This is a genomic window from Streptomyces sp. T39 (assembly GCF_008042045.1).
Lineage (GTDB): Bacteria > Actinomycetota > Actinomycetes > Streptomycetales > Streptomycetaceae > Streptomyces.
Map to the genome: position 1 here is coordinate 3118570 of NZ_RDBP01000012.1, position 6826 is coordinate 3125395.

The 6826-nt window shown below is 74.3% G+C and carries 5 protein-coding genes and 1 riboswitch; of the genes, 4 read left to right on the forward strand and 1 reads right to left on the reverse strand.

Annotated elements, in window-relative coordinates:
• The first annotated feature begins 12 nt into the window (after positions 1-12).
• The 3 genes from EAO77_RS15140 to EAO77_RS15150 all read left to right on the forward strand — a co-directional run bounded on the left by EAO77_RS15140 (position 13) and on the right by EAO77_RS15150 (position 3526).
• Positions 13-1380, forward strand: a complete 1368-nt coding sequence (locus EAO77_RS15140) for a M16 family metallopeptidase (protein ID WP_147989142.1) — start codon at positions 13-15, stop codon at positions 1378-1380.
• A 243-nt stretch (positions 1381-1623) separates the two neighbouring features.
• A riboswitch (cyclic di-AMP (ydaO/yuaA leader) is annotated at positions 1624-1784 on the forward strand.
• Between the two features lie 12 nt (positions 1785-1796).
• Positions 1797-2579: a M23 family metallopeptidase gene (locus EAO77_RS15145; RefSeq protein ID WP_147988499.1), complete on the forward strand. Its 783-nt coding sequence runs from the start codon at positions 1797-1799 to the stop codon at positions 2577-2579.
• A 269-nt stretch (positions 2580-2848) separates the two neighbouring features.
• Complete coding sequence (locus EAO77_RS15150; protein WP_147988500.1) at positions 2849-3526, forward strand: GntR family transcriptional regulator; 678 nt, start codon at positions 2849-2851, stop codon at positions 3524-3526.
• Between the two features lie 212 nt (positions 3527-3738).
• Here EAO77_RS15150 and EAO77_RS15155 read toward each other — a convergent pair whose 3' ends face one another.
• Positions 3739-4020 carry an HPr family phosphocarrier protein gene (locus tag EAO77_RS15155; protein ID WP_147988501.1) on the reverse strand — a complete coding sequence of 94 codons (282 nt, stop codon included), beginning with the start codon at positions 4018-4020 and terminating at the stop codon, positions 3739-3741.
• Positions 4021-4186: 166 nt separating this feature from the next.
• Between EAO77_RS15155 and EAO77_RS15160 the strand changes: the two genes are divergently transcribed.
• On the forward strand, positions 4187-6589 hold the full coding sequence (locus EAO77_RS15160; protein WP_261993906.1) for a GNAT family N-acetyltransferase: 2403 nt from the start codon (positions 4187-4189) through the stop codon (positions 6587-6589).
• Positions 6590-6826 lie beyond the last annotated feature (237 nt).

A 6826-nucleotide genomic window follows, 5' to 3' on the forward strand; every position in this document is an offset into this window, starting at 1 on the left:
GCTGCCGTGACCATGGACTTCCACCCGCAGCCGGCCGCCGGTACGGCCCGTCCCTGGGCGTTCCCCGCACCCGAGCGCTCCACCCTGGACAACGGGCTCACCGTCCTGCGCTGCGACCGCCCCGGTCAGCAGGTCGTCGCGGTCGAGGTGCTGCTCGACGCCCCGCTCGACGCCGAGCCCGCCGGCCTCGACGGCGTCGCCACGATCATGGCGCGCGCCTTCTCCGAGGGCACCGACAAGCACAGCGCCGAGGACTTCGCCGCCGAGCTGGAGCGCTGCGGCGCCACCCTGGACGCGATGGCGGACCACGCCGGCGTGCGGGTGTCCCTCGAGGTCCCCGCGTCGCGTCTGCACAAGGCGCTCGGCCTCCTCGCCGACGCCCTGCGCGCCCCGGCGTTCGCGGACGGCGAGGTCGGCCGGCTGGTGCGCAACCGGCTCGACGAGATCCCGCACGAGATGGCCAACCCCGCCCGGCGGGCGGCCAAGCAGCTCTCCGCCGAGCTGTTCCCGTCCTCGCTGCGTGTCTCGCGTCCGCGCCAGGGCACGGAGGAGACGGTGTCGCGGATCGACGCGGCGGCCGTGCGCGCCTTCTACGAGGCGCATGTCCGGCCGGCCACGGCGACCTGTGTGATCGTCGGCGACCTCGCGGACACCGACGTGGACGCCGTGCTCGCGGAGACCGTCGGCGCGTGGACGGGCGACAAGGCGTCCGCCCGGCCGGTCCCGCCGGTGACCGCGGACGACACCGGCCGCGTGGTCATCGTCGACCGCCCCGGCGCGGTCCAGACCCAGCTGCTCATCGGCCGCGTCGGCCCCGACCGCCACGACAGCGTCTGGCCGGCCCAGGTGCTCGGCTCCTACTGCCTCGGCGGCACGCTGACCTCCCGTCTGGACCGGGTGCTGCGCGAGGAGAAGGGGTACACCTACGGCGTGCGCGCCTTCGGGCAGGTGCTGTTGTCGGCCCCGGACGGTTCGGGCGCAGCGATGCTCGCCATCAGCGGCTCGGTGGACACGCCCAACACCGGTCCCGCGCTGGACGACCTGTGGAAGGTGCTGCGCACCCTGGCGGCCGAGGGCCTCACCGACGCCGAGCGCGACGTGGCCGTGCAGAACCTCGTGGGCGTCGCCCCGCTGAAGTTCGAGACGGCCGCGTCCGTCGCGGCGACCCTGGCCGACCAGGTGGAGCAGCACCTCCCGGACGACTACCAGGCCCAGTTGTACGCACGGCTGGCCGCCACGGGCACGGTGGAGGCGACGGCCGCCGTGGTCAACGCCTTCCCGGTGGACCGCCTGGTGACGGTCCTGGTCGGCGACGCCTCGCAGATCGAGGAGCCGGTCAAGGCGCTCGGCATCGGCGAGGTGACCGTCGTCACCGGCTGACCTGCCACGCCCCCCGAAGGGTGAAAGCCCCGGAAAAGGGGCGAAGAGGTACCGAAGGGACCCTGGTGTCGTGCGTGATGCCGGGGTTCCTTCGTCTGTCTCCCCCTGTCCCTTTTGGCGGCAAGCATCCTTCTCTGTCCTGTGGCATGCACGACAAAACAGCCGTTCCGTTTGGTGATCGACTGGCGGCCTGCCTAGCGTCGTTCCGGCTGTCCGCCGAAACCCTGCCGCGCCCGCGGCATCGGACAGTCATCGCCGAGTCCCCGTCAGGCGCGAGCCTGGGGAGCCGGGGACCCACGCAGTCCCTGGGGTGAATCGGGTGCCTTCGTCCGCGGAGGGGCCCGTAGGAGACCTTCCTGCTCCGAACCCGTCAGCTAACCCGGTAGGCGAGAAGGAAGGAAAGGATCAGCCTCTTCATGGCGTTCACCCGTGCCACCGGGAAGCACCGTGCCCCGAGCCGCCTGACGCGCAGGAGCGCGAACCTGGCGGGTGTCGCGACCCTCGCCACCGCCGGCGTCATCGGCACCCTCGCCTCCCCGGCCGTCGCCGCCGACGCCGAGGCCGCCTCCGTCGAGGACACCGGCCTCACCCAGATCGTGTCCATGGGATCGCTCGCGGACGAGGTCGCCGACCAGGCGGCCGCGCAGAAGCAGGAGGCCGCCGAGGCCGCCGCCCGCGCCAAGGCGAGGGCCGAGGCCGAGGCCGAGGCGAAGCGCAAGGCCGAGGCGCGCGCCAAGGAGATACGCGAGGCCAAGGAGCGCGCCGCCCGCGAGGCGGAGCGCAAGCGGCTGAACGCCTTCCGGCTGCCGATCGCCGGCTCCTACGTGACCACCGGCTACCAGACCGGCGGCAGCCTCTGGTCCTCCGGCAGCCACTCCGGCGTCGACTTCCGCGCGGCGTCCGGCAGCACCGTCGTCGCGGTCGGCTCCGGCACCGTCGTCGAGGCCGGCTGGGGCGGCGCGTACGGCAACAACATCGTCATCCGCATGAACGACGGCACGTACACGCAGTACGGCCACCTGTCGTCGATCGCCGTCTCGGTCGGCCAGCAGGTCACCCCGGGCCAGCAGATCGGACTGTCCGGCTCGACCGGCAACTCGACCGGCCCGCACCTGCACTTCGAGGCCCGCACCACGGCCGAGTACGGCTCCGACATCAACCCGGTCGCGTATCTGCGCGCCCGCGGCGTCAACGTCTGACCCGCACCGCATCCGACAGCCCCCGGCGCCCCGCCGGGGGCTGTCGGCGTACCGGGGGGCGACGTGGCCCGGGAGGGCGGCGCCCGGAGGCGGCCGACGCGCTCGACGTGGACCCGGCCGCTCCGGGGCGGCCTCCCATTCCGGCCAAAAGGCCAGAAGATATCCACGGATTCCCGGTGGCCTTCGGAAAATCCCGCGGACTGGAATAGAGTCGCCGGACACGAGTCAATCGGTGCAGATTTTCGTGCGGATCAGACGGAGGTTCGGCCATGCGCATTCCCGCGCACTCTGTATGCACGGCGATTCGCGACGACATCGTCTCCGGTGTCTTCGAGCGCGGCAGCCGGCTCACCGAGGAGCAGCTCGCACGCCGCTACGGGGTCTCCCGCGTCCCCGTGCGGGAGGCGCTGCGCACACTGGAGTCCGAGGGCTTCGTCGTCACCCGCCGTCACGCCGGCGCGCATGTCGCCGAGCCCACCGACCAGGAGGCGGCCGACCTCCTGGAGATCCGGCTGCTGCTGGAGCCGCTCGGCGCCGCCCGGGCCGCCCAGCGGCGCACCGAGGCCCATCTGAAGGTGCTGCGCGGTCTGGTGCGCCTCGGGCAGGAGCGGGCCCGCCGAGGTCAGGGGGAGGACCTGCGCTCGCTCGGCGCCTGGTTCCACGAGACGCTCGCCCAGGCGTGCGGCAGTCCCGGGCTCACGGCGCTGCTCACCCAGCTGCGGCACAAGACGGCGTGGATGTACACGGTCGACCAGCCCGCGGCGCCCGTGGAGTCCTGGGCCGAGCACGGGGCCATCGTGGACGCGGTCGCCCGCGGTGACGTGGAGCGGGCCCGCTCGCTCACCGCCCTGCACGCCGAACGCGCGGCCGCCGCGCACCGTCTGCGCCGCCCGGAGCGGGTGAGGACTTCGCAACACGCCGTAAACATCGCGAGCGTCCGCAATTAACAAAAGGGCCGTATACAAAGAAGGGTCTTTCGAGAGCGCCTTCTTCTGCTGCCCGAATTCACTTCCGTGGCAATTGCCCGGCCGTTCCCCCTGAGGGAATTACCGGCCCATGGCAGCAGAAAAGCCGCGGCGCCCTCGGGGGAGAGGGTTCACCGCGGCTTGTCCGCGCACCGTGCGGGGGAGTCCCGCGGGGGCCGGAGCTCCGGCGCCGTTCAGACGGTCTCGGGCAGCTCGTCCAGGCCCTCGGCGACGAGCTTGGCCAGGCGGTCCAGCGCGGCATCGGCGTCGTCCGCGTCGGAAGCCAGCACGATCTCCTCGCCGCCCTGGGCGCCGAGCCCGAGCACGGCCAGCATGGACGCGGCGTTGACCGGGTTGCCGTCGGCCTTGGCGATCGTCACGGGGACGCCGGAGGCCGTGGCGGCACGGACGAAGATGGACGCGGGGCGGGCGTGAAGGCCCTCGGCCCAGCCGACATTGACGCGACGCTCAGCCATGGTGTGTTGCCCTTCAAGTCTCAACGGGTTGTCTAGACCAGTCTCTCATGTGGTGCGACGTGCTCCGGCCGACGGAACGAGGCCCTGCGGCAGGGCCCTCAGGCCCTCTCAGCGTGCCTGTCCACAACCCTCCACGCGACCGGTGACACGGCCGTACGCTTGCCCCATGCAGACGTCGCCGGAGCACGCCTACCCCGATCACTGGGAAGCCGACGTGGTCCTGCGCGACGGCGGCACGGCCCGGATCAGGCCGATCACCGCCGAGGACGCCGACCGCCTGGTGAGCTTCTACGAGCAGGTCTCCGACGAGTCGAAGTACTACCGGTTCTTCGCGCCCTACCCCCGCCTGTCCGACAAGGACGTGCACCGCTTCACCCACCACGACTTCGTGAACCGGGTCGGGCTCGCCATGACGGCGGGCGACGAGTTCATCGCCACCGTGCGCTACGACCGGATCGACGGGCAGGGCCGTCCGGCCGGCCCGCCCGCCGACGAGGCCGAGGTCGCCTTCCTCGTCCAGGACGCCCATCAGGGCCGCGGAGTGGCGTCCGCGCTGCTGGAGCACATCGCGGCGGTGGCCAGGGAGCGCGGCATCCTCCGCTTCGCGGCCGAGGTGCTGCCGGCCAACAACAAGATGATCAAGGTGTTCCGGGACGCCGGATACACCCAGCGGCGCAGCTTCGAGGACGGCTCGGTCCATCTCACGCTCGACCTGGAGCCGACCGAGGAGTCCCTCGCCGTCCAGCGCGGCCGTGAACAGCGCGCGGAGGCCCGGTCCGTCCAGCGGCTGCTCTCGCCCGGCTCCGTCGCCGTGGTCGGGGCCGGCCGCCGGCCCGGCGGGGTCGGCCGCACCGCGCTCCGCAATCTCCTCCAGGCCGGATTCACCGGCCGGGTCCACGCCGTGAACAGCGCGTTCCCCGAGGAACTCGACACCGTGGACGGCGTGCGGGCCGTGCGCTCCCTCGGGGAGATCGACGAGCCCGTCGACCTGGCCGTCGTCGCCGTCCCGGCGGAACGGGTCCCCGAAGCCGTCGCCGACTGCGGCGAGCACGGCGCCCGCGGCCTGGTCGTGGTGAGCGCCGGATACGCCGAGACCGGCTCGGCGGGCCGGGAGCGGCAGCGGGAACTGGTCCGCCAGGCGCGTTCGTACGGCATGCGGATCATCGGACCGAACGCCTTCGGGATCATCAACACCGCCGACTCCGTCCGGCTCAACGCCTCGCTCGCCCCCGAGTCGCCGGCACCCGGCCGCATCGGGCTGTTCACCCAGTCCGGCGCCATCGGCATCGCACTGCTGGCGGGGCTGCACCGGCGCGGCGCGGGGGTGTCGTCGTTCATCTCCGCCGGGAACCGGGCCGACGTCTCCGGCAACGACTTCCTCCAGTACTGGTACGAGGACACCGGCACCGACGTCGTGCTCCTGTACCTGGAGTCCATCGGCAATCCGCGCAAGTTCACCCGGCTCGCCCGCCGCACGGCAGCGGTCAAGCCCGTGGTGGTCGTCAAGGGCGCCCGGCACAGCGGCAGCGCGCCGCCGGGGCACGCGGTGCCGGTGACGCGCATCCCGGACGCGACGGTCGGGGCGCTGATGCGCCAGGCGGGCGTGATCCGTGTGGACACGGTGACCGAGCTGGTCGACGCGGGGCTGATGCTGGCGGGCCAGCCGCTGCCCGCCGGCCCCCGGGTGGCGATCCTCGGCAACTCGGAGTCGCTCGGGCTGCTCGCCTACGACGCCTGCCTCACGGAAGGGCTGCGCCCCCTGCCGCCGCTCGACCTGACCACGGGGGCGACGCCCGCCGATTTCCGGGCGGCGCTCGCCCGGGCGCTCGGCGACGACCGCTGCGACGCGGTGCTCGTGACGGCGATCCCGTGGGTGGGGGAGGACGGCGTCACCGAGGCCGGTGACGGGGAGAGCCTCGCGGCGGCCCTGACGGAGGCGGCGGCGGCGAGTCCGGCGAAGCCCGTGGCCGTGGTCCATGTGGAGATGGGCGCGCTGGCCGACGCCCTGGCGGCGGCCTCCAGCACCCGCCCGCCGGCGCCTCCCCGCGCCGGTGCCACCGCCGCGGGATCCGCGCCGGGCGACGGAGGCCGTACGGGCTCGTCCACGGCCGGCGCGGGCACCGGGCGGACGCGCGGCGCGGCCGCGCAGACGCCGGGTCGTGACAGCGCGCGGACCGCCGCCGCGTCCGCCCCCCGTGCCACGGCGACCGGCGAGGCCGTACCCCGGGGCCCCGGCCTCGCGGGTCCGGAGGACCGCGGCCGTCCGGACGGTGCCGGAGGTGCGGCCGCGCAGACCGAACCAGCTCCGCGGCCCCCCGGCCAGGGCGGCCCGCACCTGCCCGCCCCCGGGCCGGGCGGGCTGGGCGCCGGTGGCCGCGTCGGTCAAGGCCGGGTCGGTCGAGGCCGGATCGGTCGACGCGGCAGGTCCCGAGCCCGAGGTGTCCGAGGCGGCGGGGGCCGAGCCCGAGGCGGCGGGGGCCGAGCCCGAGGTGTCCGGGGTGGAGTCGTCCCTGTCGGGGCCGCCGTTCGGGCTCGAAGCCGGGCCGCCGGCAGCGGCGGAACCGGATGAACCGGGAGCGCCCGGACCGGAGGCGCCGGAGCGGGGGCCGCCGGCCGGGGCGCCCTCGGCGCCGGAGGCGGCCTCCCCTCCCGGGGCGTCCGTGGAGCCGTACGGGGCGGGGCGGCCGGGGCCGGCACCGTCCGGACGGCCGCGGTCCTCCGGACCCGCGAGGCCGGGGCCCCGGGGTACGGCCTCGCCGGTCGCCGTGGCACGGGGGGCGGACGCGGCGGCGGTCCGCGCGCTGTC

Bases quoted from the DNA above. Each gene is read 5' to 3' on its own strand.
- EAO77_RS15160 (WP_261993906.1), top strand. From the start codon at position 4,187: ATGCAGACGTCGCCGGAGCACGCCTACCCCGATCACTGGGAAGCCGAC.
- EAO77_RS15140 (WP_147989142.1), top strand. From the start codon at position 13: ATGGACTTCCACCCGCAGCCGGCCGCCGGTACGGCCCGTCCCTGGGCG.
- EAO77_RS15145 (WP_147988499.1), top strand. From the start codon at position 1,797: ATGGCGTTCACCCGTGCCACCGGGAAGCACCGTGCCCCGAGCCGCCTG.
- EAO77_RS15155 (WP_147988501.1), bottom strand. From the start codon at position 4,020: ATGGCTGAGCGTCGCGTCAATGTCGGCTGGGCCGAGGGCCTTCACGCC.
- EAO77_RS15150 (WP_147988500.1), top strand. From the start codon at position 2,849: ATGCGCATTCCCGCGCACTCTGTATGCACGGCGATTCGCGACGACATC.